Below are 20,459 nucleotides of genomic sequence, written 5' to 3'. Positions count from 1 at the left end.
ACCTCTTGTTAGGCACCGTTTCGGGGCCTTCTGCTTCAAGGTCCTACGCAAGTCCGAGGTGGAAGTTTCATCACCCTCTGCGTCCGTAGACCTGCGCAGATGTAGGTGCTTCTCGGACGCTTTGTCTCACATGGAACCGCACGCAAGAGCCTTGACGACGCAACAGAGGCTCGTTCCGCGGACTTGACCCAAACTGGGTACGGACCGCCGCCCCGTCCAGGGCATCGCGGCCACAGCGCTCGTGATCTTCCTCCACAGGCACGACGCGGGGTCACGGGTTCGAAACCCGCGAGACACCGCTGTCATTCCCTCTGACATCGCTGTCGCGCGAGCAAGCTAGCCCTGCGCGACGTTCGGACGGCGATCAGACGTCGTCGCGACGCTGGGCGAAGATCCAGATCTCGGGCGAGGCGCCGCCATAGAAGCGGCCGCGAGTGTCACGACTGCCCGACAGCTCGATCACGCGGGCCCCCATCGTCGGCAGCATCTTCGCCAGCGTGTGTGCGGAGTAGGCGCGGATCGAGATGTGGTGCTCGAACTGACGGCCGTCCTCGAAGACGACCGTCCGGTGGATCCGCACGCGCCCGGTGGAAAATTGCATGTCTGCAACGTCGAGCACCAGGCAGCCCCGGCCCTGCCACCACGACCGACACGGCAGGACCCCCATGAGGTAGTCGCGGTTGAAGAGCTGCAGCGCGAGCTTGCCGCCCGGCTTGAGCACTTCGACCATGTCCTGTAGGCACTGCCGGTTCTGCTCGTCGCTCTCGAAGTAGCCGAAGCTGCTGCCCAGGCAGGTGACCGCGTCGTACGTGCGGTCGCGCGGCAGGTTACGCATGTCGCCGTGCAGGATGTCGAAGTTGAAGCGGCTGGCCTCGTTGCGCCGCGCCGCCCGCAGCAGCTGCGGCATCGAGTTGTCGAGGCCCGTGACATCGAGCCCCAGGGCGGCGAAAGCGGTGGCGTGGCGGCCGTCGCCGCAGCCGACGTCGAGGAGGGTCTGGCCGTTCGCCAGATCGAGCGACTTCTGCACGAACGCGGCGTCGATCTCGGCGCTGGCGTCGGCGTCGACCGGCAAGATCGCGGCGTAGTGGTCGCCGAAGACCTCTTCGTGCCAGTTGCGGCGCTTGCGGCCGTCGCTGCGGGGCGCGGTGGACGACGTCGGCTTCGACGGGGGCGCCTTTTCGGGCGGCGGGCGCGGCGGGGCGACCGGCTTCTCGGCGGCGGTCGGCGGCGGTCGCGGCGGCCCGGCCTTTTCCGGCGTCGGCGGTGGCCGCGGCGGCCCCGACTTTTCGGACGCTGCTGGCGATGCCCCAGCGGGAGGGCGCGGCGGGCCCAGCTTTTCGGCGGCCGGGACTGGGCCGGTCAGCTGACGTGGGGGCGGCACGGGCTTTTCGACGACGGGCGCGGGTCGCGCCTCGACGACCTCTTCCTGGACCTCGATCTCTTCGTCGTCCTCGATCTCGGCGTCGTCCTCAGCCTCGGCGGCGTCGGGCTCAGCCGCTTGGATCTCCTCCTCGGGATCCTCTTCGTCCACGTCCGGCTCGGCCTCGGCCTCGGCGCCGACTGGCAGGAGCGACGCAGAGGAGGCCACCGCCGACATCACGTCATCGACGTCGTCGTCACGCGGGCTGGGCTCGGCGCCGGCGGGCACGAGGCGCTCGAGCGCCATCGCGTCGTCGTCGTCATCGTCGACGAGCGCGCCTCCCGGCCGGGTGAGCGACGGGATGACCACGCTCGCACCCTTCTCGGGCGGGGTCGGGCTCGGCGCCGCCGGGCCGACCGGCCGCAGCTCGATGCTGAGGCCGCTGCCCGCGGCAGGCTCCGAGAGCGGCGCAGCGACGGGTTTGGGGCCGGTGGGCTGCTTCGCGGAGGCCGAGGGGAGCGGCCCCGTGGCGGACTTCGCGGGACGCGTGGGCGCGGTGATCGTCGGGATGATGATCCCCGCCGGTGGACCCGGGGGCGTCAGCATGGTCCGCAGGCGATCGTCGATCACATCGAGCGAGTCGTTGCCGCGCGCGAGGCCGCGCGGAATGATCGTGAAGTCGAGCAGCCACTCCTCGGGTGATACCTGCCAAGTCATGCGACGTCGCCTCGCTGCAAGAGGGGCTGGCCCATGCGCACGACGGTGGGCTCGTCGGTCGGCGCGAGCGGGCCGACGCCGGCCTGGGTCAACACCACGACGGTGCTGCCGAGGTGGAACACGCCGAGCTCGTCGCCCTTGCGCAGGCGCACCGGCGGTTCGCATTCGACGCGCTGGATCTCGCGCGGATGCGGCGCGATGTGGCGATAGGCGCAGCTCATGTGGCCAACGCCGAAGGCGGCGATCATCACCACGGCGATCGTCCCGAACGAGGTGTCGAGCACGTGGATCAGCCGCTCGTTGAGGGCGAACAGCCGCGGCGCCCGCTCGAGCGCGGCGGCAGTGACCGGGAGCAGCCGGCCCGGCACCGCGATCACGCGCTGCGCAGTGCCGTCGCACGGCGTGTGCACGCGGTGGTAGTCGCGCGGATGCAAATAGATGGTGGAGGCCAGGCCGCCGAGGAACGACTCGGCGAGCGCGTCGTCAGCGAGCAGCTCGCCCAGCGTGTACTGGTGACCCTTGGCGACCACCGCGGTGTCGCGCTCGATCGGCGCGATGCCGCGGAGCAAGCCGTCGCACGGGGCGCTCAGGACGTCGCGCCGCGCGTCGACCGGCCGCGCGCCCGGTCGCAGGCGGCGGGTGAAGAAGGCGTTGAAGCTGTCGTAGCCGTCCTGCACCGAGCGCGGTTCGACATCCTCGAGGTCGACGCCGAAGAAGCGGACATAGGCAGAGACGAACGCGCGGCTCAGCGGGCGCGGCAGACGAGCACGAGCGGCCGCGCCTAGAGCCTTGCTGGCAGCGCTCGCACCCCAATCGGGTGAAACGTCGAGGACTGCGGCCGCGAGGCGAGCCCGCCAGGGAATTTCACGATCCGTCATCGGCGACCGGCAGCGTATCCGAGGCCGGGTTTTGGCCGCAAGCGGCGGCGCGGTCCCCCGCCCTCGCGCGTGGACGCGCGCGCCCGTGGCCGCGGCAGGACCGCGAGGAAGACACCGCTCCGCACCGAACAATCACGCGACACCTACATCGCCGGGGGACGCACACTGGCGGCGCGCCGGCGGCGCTGCATCGCCTGACCCAAAGACCAGGCTCGCTCTCCCCGCCCCATGTGCTGCATGACGAGGCTGCAAGAGAACGAGAGCCCACTCGCACGGGCGTCGACCAGCCGCGGCGGCGGCGTGAGTCGCTCCCCCTGCGAGCGCGAAGGCCGACGCCAGCGAGCCGGGCGACCTCCTGCGCGGGCGAGCCGCGCGGTCAGGGCGCGGCGTCTAGCTCGAGCACCACGGCGACTCGGCCAGGTGCTCGGGCTCGGCCGCGTGCGGCTCGAGGCAGCCGATCGCCGCGCGCGCCGACGGGAACTTGAGCGTGCGCAGCAGGGCGCCGAGCTCCTCGGTGATGCGCACGCACGCGCCGGGCTCGGCGAAGTTGGCGGTGCCGACCTGCACGCAGCGCGCACCGGCCATCAGGAACTCGAGCGCGTCCTCGCCGCTGAGGATCCCGCCCATGCCGCAGATCGGGAGATCTGGCAGCGCGCGCGCGACTTGATGGACCATGCGCAGGGCGATCGGCTTGATCGCGGGGCCCGAGAGGCCGCCGTAGGTGGTGGCGATCTTCGGCCGGCGCGTGCGCACGTCGATCGCCATGCCGGTAATCGTGTTGATCAGCGACACGCCCGCGGCGCCGGCCTTCTGCACCGCGTCGGCCATGGCGACGATGTCGCTGACGTTCGGGCTCAGCTTGACGATGATCGGGACGCTCGAGGCCTCGACCACGGCGCGGGTGAGCCGGTGCGCGACCTCGGGGACGGTGCCGAACTCGATGCCGCCCTTCTTGATGTTGGGGCACGAGATGTTCATCTCGAGCGCGTCGATGCCCTGCCCCGCGCTCAACTGGCGCGCGCAGTCGACGTAGGTCTCGAAGTCGACGCCGAAGAAGTTGACCCACACCGACACGCCGAGGTCGCGCAGAAACGGCAGCTTGTCCCGCAGGAACGACTCGACGCCGACGTTCTCGAGCCCGATCGAGTTGAGCATCCCGCCGGTTGTCTCGCAGATCCGCGGCAGCGGGTTGCCGAAGCGCGGCAGCGGCGAGATGCCCTTGGTCGAGATCCCGCCGAGCGCGCGCAGGTCGGTGAAGGCGGCGAACTGCTGGCCGTAGGCGAAGCAGCCCGAGGCCGCGAGGATCGGGGTGCGCAGCGCGATCGGGCCGCACGAAGTGGTGAGGTCGATGCCTTCGGTCATGGCCAGCGCACCTCGCGAGCGTCGAACACCGGGCCGTCGGTGCAGCAGTAGCGGTAAGGTTTGGCGCCGTAGACCGGCACGGCGCAGCCGAGGCACACGCCGAAGCCGCAGGCCATGTTCTCCTCGAGGCAGAGGAACGCCTGCACCCCGCGCTCGAGCACCAGGCGGCGGACCGCGGCCAGCATCGGCGTCGGCCCGCACGCGAGCACCCGCACCGCCTCGCCCGTGCGCGCGGCGGCGTCGAGGCGCGGCCCGAGGGCGGCGGTCACGTAGCCGCGCACGCCGGCGCTGCCGTCCTCGGTGGCCAGGTTGGTGGGGACGCCCCACGCCTCGAGGTCGTCGAGCAGCACCAGGTCGTCGCGGTCGCGGCCGCCGTAGAACATTTCGACATGTCCCGAGAGACCTGCTCGATGGGCCATGCGCGCGTAGAAGTGGAGCGGCGGCAGACCGACGCCGCCGGCGACCAGCAGGTCGCGCGTCGGTCCGCCCGGGCGCGGGAACGCGGCCCCGAGCGGACCGGTGGTGACGAGGCGGTCGCCGGGCTCGACCCGCTTGAGCCGCCGCGTGCCCTCGCCGTAGACCTTGGCGAGGATCGAGAAGCGCGTCGGATCGGGCACGTCGAGGATCGAGAAGGCCCGCGGGTTGAGCAGCTCCCTGCCCCACTCGCCGCGCAGCATCACGAACTGCCCCGGGACCGCGTCGGCCATCGGCGTCGGCGCCGCGGCGGCGAGCTCGAGCAAGAAGTAGCCGCCCGAGAGGCGACGGTTGGCCTCGACGCGCACCTCGAACTGAGCAGCGGTCATCGCGGGCGAAATAGGCCAGCCCCGCGCCCCAGACAAGCGCGCGGAGCGTGACCTTGCGCGCGGAGCCGCACGCAGGAGGCCGCATTCGCAAGGCCTGCTCGTCTTGCCGGTCCGCGGGTTCGATCACGCGCGCCGTGGCATGAGCCCCGGCCCGCGATCGCTCCCGGCGCCGACCGCTGCGGCGCCGCCGTCGCGGCGAGTTCATAGCGCGCGGGCGCTGTGAAGGTGTCCTGAAGGACATGTTCAGAGGTGCATGCAGCGCCTGCGGTGAGACGGAGAGGCGCTACTTCAGTCACGCGGCCGCGCGCGCGGTCAGCACAGCCTCAACATTCTCGACATGTCATGAAGGACATGTCCCATCGAACATTCTGGTCATCACGCTGCGTGCATCGGCAACACTCGTGCACGAACATGCTGCACGTCAGCGCGGGGCGTCGCTGACAAGGAATCGCTTCGCATCAGCCAAGCGTCGCTCGGGCACGAACATGCTGCGCATCGACTCTACGCCGCTCGTACGCACATCCTGCTTCGACGCCGCTCGGGCACCATCATGCTGCGCGCCGCTCATCTGCATAGGCTGTGTCGGCACATGCTGCGTCGGCGCTGCGCCATCGGCGACTCGCCGCTCTTGCGCATGCTGCACTGCGCGCGGCGACGCGCTTCGCTTCAGCGCTGCGCCGCTTCCGAGCGCTTGTGGGCCACGTTGCGGAACATGCTGACCGTGCGGTCCAGGCTCTCGAGCGTGTCGCCGAGGGCGCGGGCGTCGGCGCGGGCCAGCTCGCCCTCGGCGCGGCGGACGACGGCCTCGGCCTTGGCGATGGCGTCGCGGCCGAAGCGGGTCCCGGACATGGCGTCCTGCACCTGCGGCAGCAGCTCGCGGATGCTGTCGATCAGCTTCTCGCACTGCTGGCGCCGGCGCTCGAGCTCCTCCGACGCGCGCAGCTCGATCATGTAGGCCTGCGACTGCTTGACCAGCTCCTTGAGCTCGTCCTCGGTCAGGCCGCTGGTGGCGGTGACGGTGATGCACTGCTCGCGGCCGGTCTCGAGGTCCTTGGCGGCGACGCTGACGATGCCGTCGACGGAGATCGAGAACGTCACCTCGACCTCGACCTGGCCGCGCGGGGCCCGGCGCAGGCCGCTGAGGATGAACTCGCCGAGCAGCTCGTTCTCGGCGGCCTTCTCGCTCTCGCCCTGCAGCACCAGGATCTTCACCGACGTCTGGTTGTCGCGCACCGTCGTGAAGACGTGGCCGGCGCGGGTCGGGATGGTGGTGTTCTGCTCGATGAGGCGGTGGAAATAGCCGCCGACGATCATGATCCCGAGGCTGTGCGGGGTGACGTCGAGCAGCAGCAGGTCGTGCTGCTCGTCGACCAGCGCGGCGGCCTGGATGGCGGCGCCGAGGGCCACGACCTCGTCGGGGTTGACGCCCTTGCACGGCTCGATGGCGAAGAACTCGGCGACGCGGCGCTGGACCAGCGGCATGCGGGTCATGCCGCCGACCAGCACGACGTCGTCGAGCTGCTTGCGATCGACGCCGGCGCTGGCGAGCGTGCGCTCGCAGATCTTGATGGTCTGGTCGACCAGGTCCTCGGTGAGGTCCTCGATCTGCTGCTGCGTCAGCGGCTCCTGCAGGTGGAACACCTTGCCGCTCGGGCTGGTGTGCAAAAACGGCAGGTCGACGATCACCTCGCGCGCGCTCGACAGGTCGCAGCGGGCCTTCTCCGCCGCGTCCTTGAGCCGCTGCATCGCCATGCGATCCTCGCGCAGGTTGACGCCGGTGTCCTCCTCGAAGGTCTCGATGAGGTACTGCATGACCCGCAGGTCGAAGTTCTCGCCGCCGAGGAAGGTGTCACCGGCGGTCGAGATGACCTCGAAGACGCCGTGGCCGATGGCGAGGATCGAGACATCGAAGGTGCCGCCGCCGAGGTCGTACACCGCGACCTTGCGCTCGAGGTTTTTGCCGAACCCGTAGGCCAGCGCGGCCGCGGTCGGCTCGTTGATGATGCGGATGACCTCGAGGCCGGCGATCCGCCCGGCGTCCTTGGTGGCCTGGCGCTGGTTGTCGTTGAAGTAGGCCGGGACGGTGATGACGGCCTTGTCGACCGCGACGCCGAGGTGGGCCTCGGCGATCATCTTCATCTCCTGCAGGATGAAGGCGCTGATCTCGGGGACGCTGTAGACCTGATCGCGGATCTTGAGGCGAATGTCGCCGTGCGGGCCCTCAGAGATGGTGTACGGGCAGGTCTGCGCGACCGTGCGGCCGGCGGTCGAGTTCCACTTGCGGCCGATCAGGCGCTTGGCCGCGTAGATGGTGTTCTGCGGGTTCGTCAGCACCTGACGCTTGGCCAGGTGACCGACCAGCCGCCGGCCGCTCTCCGACAGCGCGACCATCGACGGCGTGGTGCGGTACCCGCCCTTGTTGGGGATGACCTTCGGGACACCTTGCTCGACGATCGCGACGCAGGTGTTGGTGGTCCCCAGGTCGATCCCGACGACGTGCTCGGCCATGACGAGGTCGCAGACCTACCACGCTCGGGGCGTGAGCTGCCGCGCAAAAAATCGTGTGTAGAAACACATGGTCAGAGCGCTTTGGTGTCGGCCTCGTCGCGCACAACAGCTTCGAGCTCCGCCAGGTAGCGGGCCCGACGCCGCGGGTCGCCGAGGAGCTCGGCAGAGGCTCGCGCGCGATCGAAGAGCTCGGCGAGGATCGCCGCGAACGCCCCGAGCCGTTTGCCGTAGTAACGGTCCGGGTGCAGCTGACGACAGGTCTCGAGCCAGGCGCGGCGGATCGCGGCGTCGTCGCCGGTCGGGGCGAGGCCCAGCCGCTCGAAGTGGCCGATCTGGTCGCCCTGCCCCCACAATCCGAGCAAGCGGTCCTGCTCGTCGCGCGCGAGGTCGAGATCGTCGCTGACGCGCGGGGAGCCGCGCAGCTCGAGCCGCACGCTCCAGCGCCCGGCGACGCAGCGACACGCGGCGAGCCACCGGGCGACCGGTTCGCCGGCGCTCCACGGCGACGACGTGGCGGCCGAAAGACCGAGCAGCGCGGGGCTGTACGGGCCATCGAGCGGCGAGGCGACGACGGTGGCGGGGCGCATGGCGAAAACGAGCGTACCCCCGGACGCTCGCGTCCGCGCGCCGAACAAGGTGAAGATCGTCACGAAATCGCGCCCGATCCGCGGACCCCACGCCGCTCCCGCGTGCGCGCGCGAGTCGGCGTGCGCGCGCGGACGCCCCGGTGAAGGATGCGAGAGAACGGCTAGGATGGCGCCGGCATGCACCCGCTGCGGGTCCTCGTCGTCGCGCTGTCGCTGGCCGCCGGGCTCGGCTGCAAGCCCAAGGACTTGCGCGCCCCCAACCAGGCGTCGCTGAAGCCGACCTCCGAGCTGATGCCGGAGGCGGATCGCCTGATCAACGGGCTGCTCCTCGGCCGCGTGTCGGAGCTGCACGCGTGGATGTCTCCCAGCCTCAAGACGGTGGTCCGCCCGCCCGAGCTGGCGGCGACCGGTGAACGCCTGCGCACCCGCTACGGCCAGCCGATCGGCATCCTCGAAGAGAAGGTCCACAAGGAGGGCGACCTGACCTGGTACTCGGGGCTGGTGGTCTACGCCCGCGGCAAGGCCGGCGCGCCCGATCGCAAGGTGCGGCTGGTGCTGTTCCAGTTCGCCGTCACGCCCGACCGCGCGCTCGACCGCCTGCTGGTCCGCGAGCACCTGGCGTTCGAGCAGATCGCCGGCCCGGCGCGCCGCTACTCGACGGTGACGCGGCTGCATTTCGTGAGCACCGGCGAGTGGACCGTCGTGCACGGCGGCCCGCGGCGCATGACGAACTACCACCACAATCACCGCGGCCAGCGGTTCGCCTACGACATGGTCGTGATGAAGGGCGGGCGCAGCAAGCCGGTCGGCGGCAGCGGCAACAAGGCCTCGTACTGCTACGGCTACCCGGTGCTGGCGCCGGCCGCCGGGACGGTGATGCGCGCCGTCAACGACGTGGCCGAGAACGGCCCCGGGGCGACCGGCGAGGGCGGCGGCAACGGGGTGGTGATCGACCACGGCTTCGGCGAGGCGTCGTCGCTGTGGCACATGATCCCGGGCACGGTGAAGGTGAAGGTCGGCGACAAGGTCGAGCTCGGCCAGGAGCTCGGCAAGGTCGGCAACTCGGGCCACAGCAGCGGGCCGCACATCCACTTCCACGTGGCCACCAAGACGACTTCGCCGCAGGGCGAGCTCGGGCTGCCCGCGCCGTTCGTGGACGTGTACATCGACGGGGCCTGGTACGAGCGCGAGATGCCGGTCCGCAACGACCGCGTGCGCCGCACCGCGACCGACCGCATCGAACGCAAGCAGCGCGGCACGGCCGAGGTGCTGCTCGACGCGACGCTGTGAGGCGCGACTGGCGGCGGGCGCCGGGGCGTGCCTGAAAGAGCATGCTCGAAAGGACATGAACGATCGAACATGCTCGTGAGGACATGCCCTCATGAGCATGTCTTCGAGGACATTTTGTAGAGTACGCGGCGGCGCGCCTTGCTGCGCTCGCCTCGGTCGCGCCCCACGCAGCGCCCTGCTCCGCTCGCTCGCCTCGTTCGCGCCCACGCAGCGCCCTGCACCCCGCGCGGCCGCTCAGGCGCGCCGGCGCGGACGGGCTTCGGCCGGCTGCGCGGGGGCGGCCGCCCGGGCGCGCGGGTGGGCGCGCTCGTAGACGTCGACGATCCGGCCGAGGTCGAGGTGGGTGTAGCGCTGGGTGGTGCTGAGGCTGGCGTGGCCGAGCATGGCCTGGATGCTGCGCAGGTCGCAGCCGCCCTCGAGCAGGTGGGTGGCGAAGCTGTGGCGCAGGCCGTGCGGGCCGACCCGGGCGCGCGCGCCGGTGGCCTCGCAGCGGCGGTAGACGAGGGCCCGCACGCTGCGATCGCCGAGCCGCTGGCCGCGGCGGCCGAGGAACAGCGCCCGCTCGCCCCTGGCGGCGCCGCGCTTCGAACCTGTGCTCTCGGACAGGGGCTGACCCGGCGGCAGCATCTTCTCGCGGACGCCGAGCCAGGCCCGCACCGCGGCGGCGCCAGGCGCCCCGAGCGGGACCTCGCGGTCCTTGTTGCCCTTGCCACCGACGACCCGCAGGGTCAGCGCGTCGCTGTCCCAGCGCAGGTGCTCGAGGTCGAGGGCGACGCACTCGCCGACGCGCAGGCCGGCGCCGTAGAGGATCTCGAGGATCGCGCGGTCGCGCAGGCCGAGCACGCCGTCGGCGTGGCCAGGACCATCGATCATGTCGGTGAGATCCTCGACCGGGAGAGCGACCGGCAGGCGCTGCGGCAGCTTGGGCCGACGCACCAGCGCGGCCTCGTTGTCGGGCAGCTCGCCGCGCCTGCGCAGGAACTCGGCGAAGCTGCGCAAGGTGGAGAGCTTGCGCGCGGAGGTGCTTGCGGCCTGCTCGCTGAAGCGCTCGGCGAGGTCGGCCCGGACCTCGCGCACGCCCAGGTCGGCGAGCTCGGCCGGGCGCCCGCGGCGAGCCTCGAAGCGGTCGAGGAAATCGAGGAGGTCGCCGCGGTAGGCGCGGAGGGTGTGCGGCGAGAGCCGCCGCTCGTCCCGCAGGTGCTCGAGGAAGCGCTCGACGGCGTCGCGCATGCCCGAGGTGTAGCGCGGGCCCGCCGGGTCACGAAATTTGCGTCGCGGCGGCGGGTTCGACGGCGACGATCACGGTCTGGCCGGTCTCGCTGGCGCGGCTTCGGCCCCCGTCGGATCGGCAGGTTCTTCGGCGCTGATCACGGCTGACCGACCTCGCTAAGAGCGCGTCTTCAGCTCGCGTCGTGCCGCAGGTGCTTCGGCGCTGATCACGAGCACGCCGGCTGCTCGCCTCGTGCCGGCGGGTTTGGTCCGCGTCGATGACGGTCGTGCCGACCTCGCTCCAGGCCGTCTTCGAGGCAGGCACCGCGCGCGCTCACTCGCACGTCGGGTCGGCGAGGACGTTGACGCCGCGCTCGCGGAGGGCGCGGATGTCGTCGCAGTCGCCGTCGTCGAGCCGGCTGCCACGGGCGTCGAGGCGGTCGTTCTTGCGGAACGCCTTGAGCCCGAGCAGCAGCGAGATGTCGTCGACCTCAGTGTCGCTGATGTCGATCTGGTCGACGCCGAGCACGGTCTCGACGCCGGCGAGGCTCTTCAGCGGGGTGCGGGCGACGCGGAGGAAATCGAGCTCGAGCCAGTCGGTGACGGGGCCCAGGGCGTTGATCCGGGTGCCGCTGGCGGAGAAGTCGACGAGGCCGGTGAGCGGCGCGAGCGGGCCGAGGTCGGTCACCGGCGCGCCGGAGATGTCGAGGGTGGTGAGCGCGGTGGCGCCGGCGATGGCCTCGAGGTCGGCGACGTCGAGCGGGGCGTTGAGCAGCCGCAGGACCCGGAGCGCGGGCAAGCTGGTGAGCACGCCGTACTCGGTGGTGGCGCCGTCGATGACGTCGAGCTGGCGCAGCAGCGGGAGGCCGGTCAGCGGCGCGAGGTCGGGGGCGACGCCCTGCCCGCCGAGGCCGAGGTAGTCGAGGTACTGCAAGCCCGCGACCGGCGTGAGGTCGACGAGGCCGGGGTTGTCGCGCAGGTCGAGGCGCCGCAGGTCGGTGAGCCCGACGACGGCGCTGATGTCGGCGATGGCGTTGATCCGGGCGGTCAGGTTGCGCAGCTCCACCAGGACCTCGAGGCCATCGAGGCTGGTGAGCAGGTTCTCGTCGAGGTCGAGGGTGACGAGGCCGGTGAGTCCGCTGAGATCGGCGAGCGCGGCGATCTGGTTCTTCTCGAGCCCGAGCTCGACGAGGTCGGGCTTGCCGGCGAGGCCGCGGGTGTCGGTGATCGCGTTGGCGTTGGCCTCGATCCGGCGCATGCGGGTGAGGCCGGCCAGCGGGGCCAGCGAGTCGATCGCGTTCTCGTCGATGTCGAGGTACTCGAGCCGCGCCAGCGCAGCGAGCGGACCGATGTCGGCGATCGCGTTGCCGTCGAGCGAGAGCGCGAACAACTCGTGCAGGCCGGCGAGCGGGCCGATGTCCGCGATCTGATTGTCGGAGAGGACGAGCGACTCGATCCGGCCGAGGCCGGCGAGCGGGCCGATGTCGCCGACCTCGCCGCGGGCGACGTCGAGGTGGCGCAGCGCGGTCATGCCGGCGACAAAGGCGATCGACTTCACGCCGGCGCCGCCGAGCACGAGCTTCTCGAGCTTGACGAGGCGCGCCAGCGGGTCGTGGCCGGCGATCGGGTTCTCCGACAGCTCGACCTCCCGCAGCTCGCCCAACCAGGTGAGCGGGCGGATGTCGACGATCTCGTTGCGCGCGAGGCCGAGGGTGCGGAGGTTGACGGCGCACTCGAGGCCCTGCAGGTCGACGATCCCGCGCTCGGCGGCCTGTAGCCCGGTGAGCGTGGCCAGCGACGCGGCCGTGAGGACGGGCTCGCCGGTGGTGCTGTCGTTCGCCTCGGGATCGTCGAGGATGTCGAGGAGCAGCGCGCGCAGGGCCGGATCGGGGACCTCGACCGCGCCCTCGCACACGACCGATCGCTCCGGCGCGAACTCCTCGCGCGCGCACGCGACCGGCAGCGCGAGCGCGGCGAGCAGCGGGAAGAGCGGCGAGGAGCGCATGCCGAGACTCGGACTCACGGTATCACAGCCGCGCGCCGGCGCCGTGGGGTCCGCCTGCGACGCGGGGCGCTCGGAGCGACGCGGGGCGATGGAAGCGACGCGGGGCGATGGAAGCGCCGCGGCCGTCAGCCACCGACGCGGAAGGTGCCGCGCACGGCCGCGTGGTCCGAGCCGCCCCAGCCGTCGGTGCCGGCGCCGCGGAGGACGCGGGCGCTGCCCTTGACGAAGCTGCCGCCGCCGCTGCGGGTCGACAGGTAGAGGTGGTCGATGGCGCGCGTGTCGCCGTCGTAGACGTACGTCCAGTCGTCGTCGCCGAGCTCCTCGGCGACGCGCACGGTGCCGCCGCCGGCCTCGATCGCCTGCAGCGGCTCCGACTGGGGCACGTCGTTGAGATCGCCGCCCATGAGCACGAGCGCGTCGGGGTAGTTGTCGGCGGCGAGGTCGATGAGGTCGCGGGCGGCGTTCGCCTCGGCCAGGCGGCGATCGGGGTCGTCGTCGTTCTTCGACTTGAAGTGGGCGACAAAGGCGATCAGGCGCCGGCCGCCGGCGTCGAGGTGGGCCTCGAGGTAGTCGCGGGCGAAGTGGGTCGAGCCGCCGCCGGGCAGCGGGATCGGGGCCTTGCCGTGGCTGCGGATCTCGATGAGCGGCAGGCGCGAGAGGATCGCGGTGTCGATCGACGCGACGAAGCCGGTCTCGCCGATGAACGCGGTCTCGAACTGCGGCAGGCGATCGACCAGCGCGTCGATGCAGGCCTGACTCTCGACCTCTTGCAGCATCACGATGTCGGCCTGCATCTCGTCGATGGCGTCGGCGAGTTGGTCGGCGCGGTAGGTGAACTCGGCCTGCGAGTAGACCTCTTCGTAGGCCCCGTTGCCGCACGTGGCGCTGTCGCACTTCGTGTCGAAGAAGCGGTGCACGTTGAAGGTGGCGACGACGACGTCCTGCGGGCCCGGCGGCGGCAGGTCGGGCGGCGCCGGCTCCGAGGACGAGCTGTCGGAGGCCCCGCCGTCGTCGCTGTCCTGGGCGTCGGGGACCAGCGCGGGACAGGCGAGCGAGGTCGCCGCGAGGGCGAGCACGCTCAGGCGGAGGCGCACGAGAGGCATGAAGGCGAGCTTGCCGCGGACGGGCGCGCGCGTTGAGTCCTCGGATGCGGGTGACGCTTGCGAACCCGCACGCTCAGGCCGCGCCCCGGAACCGCGACAGCTGCCTGGAGCCGCTGGAGTGCAGGGCCGCGGACCTGTGCGCCTCGCCGCCTCACGACATGACATGGCCCGAAGGACAGGCACTCAGCTGCCGCCTTCGACCGCGACCAGGCGCTCGTGGAGCCGACGCAGGGCCTCGTGCGCGTGGCGCGGGCTCAGCTCGTCGGGGTGGAGAGCCCGCAGATCGGCCAGGATCGCGGCCAGGGCCGGCGGAGCGGCGTCGACGACCTGCGGCGGCGGCGTCGGGGCCGCGAACAGGTCGAGCTGCGGCAGCGGCCGCGCCTCGCCCTGGGCCTGCTCCAGGCGCGTGAGCAGCTTCTGCGCCCGCCGCAGCACCGACGCCGGCAGGCCGGCGAGACGGCCGACCTGGATGCCGTAGCTGCGCTCGGCCGGCCCGGCCTCGACGCGGTGCAGGAACACGATGCTGCCGCGCTCCTCGTGCACGGTGACGTGGGCGTTGCGCAGCCCGACCAGGCGCGCCTGCAGCTGCGTGAGCTCGTGGTAGTGGGTGGCGAACAGCGCGCGGCAGCCGATCTGGTCGTGGAGGAATTCGGTGATCGCCCACGCCAGCGCGAGGCCGTCGTAGGTCGCGGTGCCGCGGCCGATCTCGTCGAGCAGGACCAGGCTGCGCGGGGTCGCCTGGCTCAAGATCTGGGCGGCCTCGCGCATCTCGACCATGAAGGTCGACTCGCCGCGGCCGAGGTCGTCGGCGGCGCCGACGCGGGTGAACACGCGGTCGACGACGCCGACGCGGGCCCGCACCGCCGGCACGAAGGCGCCGGCGTGGGCGAGGATCGCCACCAGCGCCGCCATGCGCATCGCCGTGCTCTTGCCGCCCATGTTGGGGCCGGTCAGCAGCATCAGCCGCCCTGCCCCGGTGTTCGCGGTGGTCGAGGCGCGCAGGGCCAGGTTGTTGGGCACGAACCGGCCGGCGTCGAGCATGCGCTCGACGACCGGGTGGCGGCCCTCCTCGATGTCGAGGACTGGCTCTTCGACCATGTCCGGACGGACATACGCGTGGTCCTCGGCGATCTCCGCCAGCCCGGCCAGCACGTCGAGCCGCGCCAGCCCCTCGGCGGCGGCCAATAGGCGATCGCCGGCCGCCGAGACCTGCTCGCGCAGCGCGGTGAACAGCTGCTGCTCGCGCTCGAGCGCGGCCGCGACGGCGCCGAGCACCGCGGTCTCGTGCTCGGCCAGCTCGGCGGTCACGTAGCGCTCGGCGTTGGCGGTGGTCTGCTTGCGCACGTACTCGGCCGGCACGCGCGACAGCTGGGTCTTGAGGACCTCGATGTAGTAGCCGAACACGCGGTTGTGCTGGACGCGGAGGTTGGCGATGCCGGTGCGCTCGCGCTCGCGGGCCTCGATGGCCGCCAGCGCCTCGCGGCCGCCGTCGCGCAGGCCGAGCTGGCGATCGAGCTCCGGGTCGGCGCCGGCGCGGATCATGCCGCCGTCGCGCTGGTGGGCCGGCGGCTCGTCGACCAGCAGGCGGACCAGCGCGGCGTGGACGTCCTGCAGCAGGTCCTCGCCGAGGTCGAGCAGGACCGGCAGGCGGGCGGCTTCGGCCTGGCTCTTGGCGCATGTCCCCTCGGACATGTCCTCGGGGACCTGTCCTTCGGTGAGCAGCGGGATGCGCCGGCGGGCCAGCTCCTGCAGCAGCGCGGCGACCCCGGGCAACGCCGCCAGCGACTGGCGCAGGGCCGCCAGCTCGCGCGGGCTGACGGTGCCGAGGCGGGCGCGCGCGGCCAGGCGGGCGATGTCGCGGACGTCCTTGAGGCGGTCCTGCAGGTCGCCGCGCACGCGCGGCTCGGCGAGCAGGGCCTCGATGGCGTCGTGGCGCTCGCGGATGGCCCCGAGCGCGCGCAGAGGGGCGCCGAGCCAGGCCCGCAGCAGGCGCGCGCCCATGGCGGTGCGGGTGGCGTCGACGGCCCACAGCAGGCTGCCCTTGCGCTGGCCGTCGCGCAGCGTGCGGAACACCTCGAGGTTGCGCAGCGAGGCGTCGTCGAGCACGAGGTGGGCCTCGAAGGCCTGGCGCCGCAGTCGATGCAGCAGCAAGGTCTGGCCCGGCTGGGTGTCCTCGGCGTAGGCCAGCGCGAGCGCGGCGGCCTGCGCCTCGACCGGCGCCAGCGCCTCGCCGCCGCTCTCCTCGCGCAGGCGCTTGACGCGGGCCAGCTGGGCGGCGCCGACGGCGGCCGGATCGCGGCCCTCGAGCCGCGGGCACAGCGGCCCGAGCTCGAGCCCCAGCCACGGGTGCAGCCCCGGCTCGCACACGATCTCGCGCGGCGCCAGGCGCGACAGCGCGGCCCGCACCGCGCCGGCGCCCTCGCAGGTGACGACGAAGAACTCGCCGCACGAGATGTCGAGCGCGCCGAGCCCGTAGGTGCCGGCGGCGTCGTGGGCCAGCGCGACCAGGTAGTTGGGTTCCTCGCCGCGCAGGTGCTCCTCGTCGACCAGCACGCCAGGGGTGACGACGCGGACGACCTCGCGGCGGACGATCTTGCTCGGGCCCTTGCGCAGGCGAGCCTGCTCCGGGGTCTCCATCTGCTCGCAGATCGCGACCTTGAAGCCGCGCTCGACCAGGGTCCGCAGGTAGCCGCCGATCGCGTGGTACGGCACGCCCGCCATCGGCACCGGGTTCTCGACCTCGCCCTTGTCGCGGGTGGTGACGGCGATCTCGAGAACGGGCCCGACGGTGAGCGCGTCGTCGAAGAACATCTCGTAGAAGTCGCCCATCCGGAACATCACGATCGCGTCAGGGAACTGACGCTTGATGTCGAGGAACTGGCGCATGACCGGCGTGTCTGCCGAGGTGTGCGGTGCGTTCACGGCGGGCTCAGTCATAGCTCAGCGCGGCATCGCGCGGCACAGCGGGCTCGGCGCAGATCGCCCGCAGAGCGACAATTCTTTCTGTAACGCCGATGACAGTTTCGGCGGACGCATCTTCCCATGACCCGAGGTGCGCGGGACCTCGGGCCGGTGCGCGGCTCAGGCGACGACTTCGGCGAGCGCGAGGATCTCGGCGCGGATGGCCCGCCGCTCGTCGCTCAGGTGCGTGAGCAGATGACGGCGCAGGAAGAACAGGCCGAGGCCGTGCGCGGCGGCCCGCACGGTGGCGAAGCGCTCCCAGAACGAGAGCGCGGCCCAGCCGGCGAGCGGCGCGAACAGCAGGCCCGCGACGAGCCCGGCCCGCAGGCCCCCGAATTGACCGGCGGCGAGGCCGACGAGCACCCACGTGAGCGGGAAGAAGGCCATGGCCGCGAGCAGCTTGCCGGTCGCGACCATGTCCTCGTACTTGCCGGCGACGCGCGCGGCGACCATGCCGCTGGCCCGGTACGCGGGGTAGTGGATCGCGGTGCCGGCCAGCGCGAGCGGGAACACGACGCCGAGCGCGAACAGGCTGCGGAGGGCGTAGCGCAGGCTGGCGGTGAAGGTGATGGTCTCGGGCGCGAGGTGATCGGGGCCGAGGCCGAGCTCGGCGAGGTCGCGCTCGTAGCGGAGCACGCGGGCGATGAGCGCGTCGAGGCGCGCAGGGTCGCGGGCCCGCAGGCGCGCGTGGCCGGTGAGCAGCTTCTGCCGCAGCTCGAACGCCTCGGCGACGCTCCACGCCTCTTCGCTGGCGGCGGCGAAGATGTCGGAGGTGCGCTCGACGAGCGACAGGATCTCGTGATCGTCGCCGTGCAAGGTGACGGCGCGCAGGGCCACGTCGATGTCGCGGGTCAGCGACGCGACCGCGCCGGCGGGCGGCTCGCCGCGCTCGTCGAGCGGGGCGTGCGGCACGCTCAGCGGGGCGCCGAAGTAGACCAGCGCGTCGCTGCGGAACCGCGCCTTGGCGGTGTAGAAGAGACCCGCGGGGATGATCGTGAGGTCCTCGAGGCCGGTCCCGAGAGCGATGCGCGCGGCGCCGGTCTTGAGCGGCTTGAGGTCGGGATCCGAGTGCGAGGTGCCCTCGGGGAAGATGGCGATGGCGCGGCCGCGCAACAGCAGCTCGCGCGCGAGACGGAAGGTGTCGCCGTTGTCGACGCGCGCGCCGCCCTCGTCCTGCCGGCGGTACACCGGGATCGAGTCGAACGCGCGCACGATGGCCCCGAGGACAGGTGTCTTGAACAGCGGGGCCTTGGCCAGGAACGCCACCGGGCGCGGCGACAGGCACAGCAAGAAGGCCGGATCGATCAGCGCGTTGGGGTGGTTGAGCACGAACATCACCGGCCCGTCGGCGGGCACGCGCGACAGGCCGTCGAGCTCGATCCGGCGGAAGAAGATCCGTAACGCGACCCCGAAGATCGGCTCGACGACGCGACGCAGCACCCGGCCAGTATAATGAGGATGCGCCGCGACGGGCGTGGTAAGGATCGGGGATGTCGCCCGTCGCCGCCGAGCTCCGGAGCCGCTGGACCCTCGATCCGGAGGTCGTGTTCCTCAACCACGGCAGCTTCGGCGCGTGCCCCCGGGCGGTGCTCGCGGTCCAGGACGAGCTGCGGCGGCGCATGGAGCGGCAGCCCGTGCGCTTCTTCCTCCGCGATCTGCAGGCCCCGCTCGCGGCCGCGCGCGAGGCGGCGGCCGCGTTCGTCGGCGCCGATCCGCGCGACCTGGTGTTCGTGCGCAACGCCAGCGAGGGCGTCAACGCGATCCTGCGCTCGCTCGAGTTCAGCCCCGGCGACGAGCTGCTGATCACCTCGCACGGCTACAACGCCTGCAACAACGCCGCCCGCTACGTGGCCCATCGGACAGGTGCGAAGGTGGTCACCGCCGCCCTGCCCTTCCCCATCAGCGGGCCCGACGAGGCGATCGCGGCGGTCCTCGCCGCGGTCACGCCGCGCACCCGGCTGGCGCTGGTCGACCACGTGACCAGCCCGACCGGGCTGCTGCTGCCGATCGCCGGCATCGTCGCGGCGCTGCAGGAGCGCGGCGTCGACTGCCTGGTCGACGGCGCCCACGCGCCCGGGATGGTCCCGCTCGACCTCGACGCGATCGGCGCGGCCTACTACACCGGCAACCTCCACAAGTGGGTGTGCGCGCCCAAGGGCGCGGCGATCCTGCACGTCCGCCGCGACCGTCAGGAGCCGATCCACCCGGCCGTGATCAGCCACGGGTTCAACGACCCGCGCGCGGGCTCGCGGCTGCAGGCCGAGTTCGACTGGACCGGCACCGCCGACCCGTCGCCGTGGCTGTGCGTGCCCGCGGCCCTGCGCGAGATGGGCGAGATGCTGCCCGGCGGCTGGCCCGAGGTGCAGGCGCGCAACCACGCGCTGGCGTGCGCCGGCCGCAAGCTCGTGGCCAAGGCGATCGGCGCGGCGCTGCCGGCCCCGGAGGCGATGCTGGGCAGCCTGGCGAGCCTGTCCCTTCCGCCAGGTCCCGATGGCCAGGTGGTGACGCCGCTGACGTCGGACCCGCTGCAGGACGCGCTGCTGTCGCGCCACCGCATCGAGGTGCCGGTGCCGTGGTGGCCGGCCCCGCCGCAGCGGCTGATCCGGATCTCGGCCCAGCTCTACAACGAGGTCGCCCACTACGAGGCGCTGGCGCGCGCGCTGCGGGCCGAGCTCGAAGGAACTTTCGGACATGCCCTCATCGACATGTCCCAAGAGACACTCGAGTGGGTGCCCGACGCGGCGAGCGAGCGCCCGCGCAAGTGAGCGGCCCGCGAGCGCCGGTCACTCGCCGCCGGCGGCCTCGAAGGCGCGCATGAAGGTGTCGGCCTCGACGTCGCAGGCGCGCAGCAGCTGCGGCAGGAGGGCCCCCAGGCGGTCGCCGCCCTCGCGCGCCGGGACCTTGTCGCCGGCCCACATGCGGGCGATGGCGTCGACGATGCCGACCAGGACCTCGACGCGCACGCTGCTGCGCGGCGACACCGGCGGGTACGACTGGCAGGTCTGACCGGCGGCGGACACTGCCTGATCGGAGAGGCCGGCGCGCACGAGCAGCGCGGGGGTGAAGATCCCGCAGTGGTAGATGCTGAGCGAGGAGGCCTCGTCGCTGCTGCCGCGCTTCTGGGCCGCGTCGGCCAGGGCGATGCAGCGGGTCCGGACCTCGTCGTAGCGACCGGCGGCGAAGTGGACGTCGAGCTCGAGCGGATCGGCGAGGTTGCGGTCGCGCGCCAGCTGGGCCTCCATCTCGGGGCAGCCGTACATGTCGACGAAGACCTCGACCTTGCCTTTGGGACATGGCACTTCGTACACGTCGACCATGTGCCCGCGGTCGTCGGGCCCGAGGCTGCCGGCGCGCGCGTCGGCGGCCGCGGCCGCGTCGCCGTCGAACGGGTTGCCGCCGCCGGGGCAGCGGAAATCGCGGGCGACGTATTGATAGGAGTCGCGCGGGCCGCAGCGCGGGATCGGGGCCTGGGCGCTGCCGCTGCCGCCGCCGGTGCGGCTCTCGACGCTGGTGTCGTCGAACAGCTTGTCCGCCGACGACGAACGGGCGCCCGGCGCGGCGGCCTGCTTGCCGCGGCCGTGCGCGCCGCAAGCGGCGAGCGCGAGGAGGAGGACGAGCGAGCGCGGCGCGGTCATCGTCCTCCCCATGGTTACACGAGGTGGCGGCCGCGACCAGC

General features: G+C 72.2%; 14 protein-coding genes. 2 read left to right on the top strand and 12 right to left on the bottom strand.

Annotation, left to right across the window (positions count from 1 at the left end):
• Positions 1-364: 364 nt before the first annotated feature.
• The 6 genes from POL25_RS22140 to POL25_RS22115 form a co-directional block, all read right to left on the bottom strand.
• Entirely contained in the window at positions 365-2,077 is a 1,713-nt protein-coding gene (locus POL25_RS22140; RefSeq protein ID WP_272088125.1) for a class I SAM-dependent methyltransferase, read from the bottom strand.
• A complete protein-coding gene (gene asd, locus POL25_RS22135) occupies positions 2,074-2,955 on the bottom strand; it encodes an archaetidylserine decarboxylase (protein WP_272088124.1) in 882 nt (293 codons plus the stop codon). Before asd ends, POL25_RS22140 begins: the two co-directional genes overlap by 4 nt.
• Positions 2,956-3,345: 390 nt before the next feature.
• The gene (locus POL25_RS22130; RefSeq protein WP_272088123.1) at positions 3,346-4,317 is read right to left on the bottom strand and encodes a dihydroorotate dehydrogenase; all 972 of its coding nucleotides are present in this window, start codon (positions 4,315-4,317) and stop codon (positions 3,346-3,348) included.
• A complete protein-coding gene (locus tag POL25_RS22125) occupies positions 4,314-5,120 on the bottom strand; it encodes a dihydroorotate dehydrogenase electron transfer subunit (protein WP_272088122.1) in 807 nt (268 codons plus the stop codon). The genes POL25_RS22130 and POL25_RS22125 overlap by 4 nt, the downstream gene beginning before the upstream one ends.
• A gap of 666 nt (positions 5,121-5,786) precedes the next feature.
• Positions 5,787-7,628, bottom strand: coding sequence for a molecular chaperone DnaK (dnaK, locus tag POL25_RS22120; RefSeq protein ID WP_272088121.1), 1,842 nt, complete (start codon positions 7,626-7,628; stop codon positions 5,787-5,789).
• A 71-nt stretch (positions 7,629-7,699) separates the two neighbouring features.
• Positions 7,700-8,215 carry a J domain-containing protein gene (locus tag POL25_RS22115; RefSeq protein ID WP_272088120.1) on the bottom strand — a complete coding sequence of 172 codons (516 nt, stop codon included), beginning with the start codon at positions 8,213-8,215 and terminating at the stop codon, positions 7,700-7,702.
• 177 nt (positions 8,216-8,392) lie between these two features.
• On the opposite strand from POL25_RS22115, the gene POL25_RS22110 reads away from it, so the two are divergent.
• Positions 8,393-9,505, top strand: coding sequence for a M23 family metallopeptidase (locus POL25_RS22110; RefSeq protein WP_272088119.1), 1,113 nt, complete (start codon positions 8,393-8,395; stop codon positions 9,503-9,505).
• 234 nt (positions 9,506-9,739) lie between these two features.
• On the opposite strand, the gene POL25_RS22105 is transcribed toward POL25_RS22110, so the two are convergent.
• From POL25_RS22105 to POL25_RS22085, 5 genes are all read right to left on the bottom strand, one after another.
• The gene (locus tag POL25_RS22105; protein ID WP_272088118.1) at positions 9,740-10,735 is read right to left on the bottom strand and encodes a tyrosine recombinase XerC; all 996 of its coding nucleotides are present in this window, start codon (positions 10,733-10,735) and stop codon (positions 9,740-9,742) included.
• A gap of 313 nt (positions 10,736-11,048) precedes the next feature.
• Positions 11,049-12,719, bottom strand: a complete 1,671-nt coding sequence (locus POL25_RS22100; protein WP_272088117.1) for a leucine-rich repeat domain-containing protein — start codon at positions 12,717-12,719, stop codon at positions 11,049-11,051.
• 125 nt (positions 12,720-12,844) lie between these two features.
• The gene (locus POL25_RS22095) at positions 12,845-13,822 is read right to left on the bottom strand and encodes an endonuclease/exonuclease/phosphatase family protein (RefSeq protein WP_272088116.1); all 978 of its coding nucleotides are present in this window, start codon (positions 13,820-13,822) and stop codon (positions 12,845-12,847) included.
• A 183-nt stretch (positions 13,823-14,005) separates the two neighbouring features.
• Complete coding sequence (mutS, locus tag POL25_RS22090; protein ID WP_272088115.1) at positions 14,006-16,744, bottom strand: DNA mismatch repair protein MutS; 2,739 nt, start codon at positions 16,742-16,744, stop codon at positions 14,006-14,008.
• Positions 16,745-16,903: 159 nt separating this feature from the next.
• Complete coding sequence (locus tag POL25_RS22085) at positions 16,904-18,223, bottom strand: lysophospholipid acyltransferase family protein (protein ID WP_272088114.1); 1,320 nt, start codon at positions 18,221-18,223, stop codon at positions 16,904-16,906.
• Between the two features lie 50 nt (positions 18,224-18,273).
• Between POL25_RS22085 and POL25_RS22080 the strand changes: the two genes are divergently transcribed.
• Complete coding sequence (locus POL25_RS22080; RefSeq protein WP_272088113.1) at positions 18,274-19,548, top strand: aminotransferase class V-fold PLP-dependent enzyme; 1,275 nt, start codon at positions 18,274-18,276, stop codon at positions 19,546-19,548.
• A gap of 18 nt (positions 19,549-19,566) precedes the next feature.
• Here the strand turns inward: POL25_RS22080 and POL25_RS22075 are convergent, their stop codons facing one another.
• The gene (locus POL25_RS22075; RefSeq protein WP_272088112.1) at positions 19,567-20,418 is read right to left on the bottom strand and encodes a hypothetical protein; all 852 of its coding nucleotides are present in this window, start codon (positions 20,416-20,418) and stop codon (positions 19,567-19,569) included.
• Between the last annotated feature and the right edge of the window lie 41 nt (positions 20,419-20,459).

The organism is Nannocystis bainbridge (assembly GCF_028368995.1).
In the GTDB taxonomy this organism is placed as follows: domain Bacteria; phylum Myxococcota_A; class Polyangia; order Nannocystales; family Nannocystaceae; genus Nannocystis; species Nannocystis bainbridge.
This window is presented reverse-complemented; position numbering and strand designations above follow the sequence as displayed.